Annotated in this window: 1 protein-coding gene; it reads left to right on the top strand. The window is 68.7% G+C overall.

Annotated elements, in window-relative coordinates:
- Nucleotides 1–84: 84 nt before the first annotated feature.
- Nucleotides 85–1,590: an ISL3 family transposase gene (locus ACFWI8_RS36240; RefSeq protein ID WP_387100516.1), complete on the top strand. Its 1,506-nt coding sequence runs from the start codon at nucleotides 85–87 to the stop codon at nucleotides 1,588–1,590.
- The last annotated feature ends 38 nt before the right edge of the window (nucleotides 1,591–1,628 follow it).

The raw sequence follows: 1,628 nt of genomic DNA, 5'->3' as shown, positions 1-1,628 counted from the left end.
GGCTCTGTTCCGTAGTCGGTGGTGACGGTGGGTGGTTGGTGTCGTTGACGTCATGTGCGAGATGTGAACTCCCTTGTGGCAACGGTGTTCTCAGGGCTCTCGGCGCTGGTCATCGATGATGTGACGGATGACGGCGAGATGATCCGGGTCTGGGCCCGGACCCGGGATGTTCCCGTTCCCTGCCCGATGTGCGGGGTCCCGACGGGGAAGGTGAACGGGTACCACGGCCGGACCGTCGCGGATGTGCCGGTGGATGGCCGCCTCGTCGTGGTCCACGTCCAGGTACGACGTCTGGTCTGTCCGGTCCTGGGCTGTCGGCGGCAGACCTTCCGCGAGCAAGTCCCTGGGCTGCTGGAGCGCCTTCAGCGCCGCACCACGCGTCTGACCAGCCAGGTCTCAAAGGTGGTCAAGGAGTTATGCGGCCGGGCGGCCGCCCGGCTCACCTGGTCGCTGGCCGTGCCTGTGTCGTTCGCCACCGCCTTGCGACTGCTGCGCCGCATCCCCGCCCCGACGGTGCGGATCCCACGAGTGATCGGAGTCGATGACTTCGCCCTGCGCCGCCGCCACCGGTACGCCACCATCATCATCGACGTCGAGACCGGGGAACGCCTCGATGTCCTGCCCGGCCGCGAGGCCGCCACCTTGGAAGCCTGGCTACGCGACAAGAACGGGGTCGAGGTCGTGTGCCGGGACGGCTCAGCCACCTACGCCGAAGCGATCCGCCGCGCCCTGCCCGACGCGGTGCAGGTCAGCGACCGCTGGCACCTGTGGCGCAACCTGTGCGACAAAGTCCTGGCCGAGGTCCGCGCCCACGCCCCATGCTGGGCCACCATCAACCCACCCCGCCCCGGCGGCATCCGCGAGCAGACCACCCGCGAGCGCTGGCACGCCGTCCACGACCTGCTCGGCAAGGGCGTCGGCCTACTCGAGTGCTCCCGCCGTCTGAACCTCGCACTGAACACCGTCAAACGCTACGCCCGCATTCCCGAACCGCCCGCCGATCGCATCGCCCCCCGCTACCGGCCCACTCTGGTCGACCCCTACCGCGACCACCTGCGTCGACGCCGCTCCGAGAACCCAGCCGTCCCCGTCACCCACCTCCTGCACGAGATCAGGGAACTGGGCTACACCGGCAGTGCCAACCTGCTCGTCCGCTACCTCAACCAGGGCCGCGCCGAAGGCGACCGCCCCGTGACAACCCCCCGCCACCTCGCCCGGCTCCTCCTCACCCACCCCGACCACCTACGGACCCAGGACACTGCCCTGCTCGGCCTCCTCACCACGGCCTGCCCGGAGATGACCGCACTCACCCGCCTCACCGGCGAGTTCGCTCAACTACTGACCCCAGCGGAAGGCAACGACACCAAGCTCACCCAGTGGATCACCACGGTCCGCACCACTGACCTGCCCCACCTGCACAGCTTCTGCAACGGCCTCGAACTCGACCGCGCCGCCGTGAACGCCGGCCTCACCCTGCCCTGGAGCAACGGCCGCACCGAAGGCGTCAACACCCGCACCAAGAAGATCATGCGCCAGATGCACGGCCGAGCAGGATTCGACCTCCTCCGCCACCGCATCCTCCTCCGATGACGAGGACTTACCGTCACCACCGACTACGGAACAGAGCC

Origin of the sequence: Streptomyces sp. NPDC127098, from assembly GCF_042722465.1 — a bacterium.
Taxonomy (GTDB): domain Bacteria; phylum Actinomycetota; class Actinomycetes; order Streptomycetales; family Streptomycetaceae; genus Streptomyces; species Streptomyces millisiae.
This window is presented reverse-complemented; position numbering and strand designations above follow the sequence as displayed.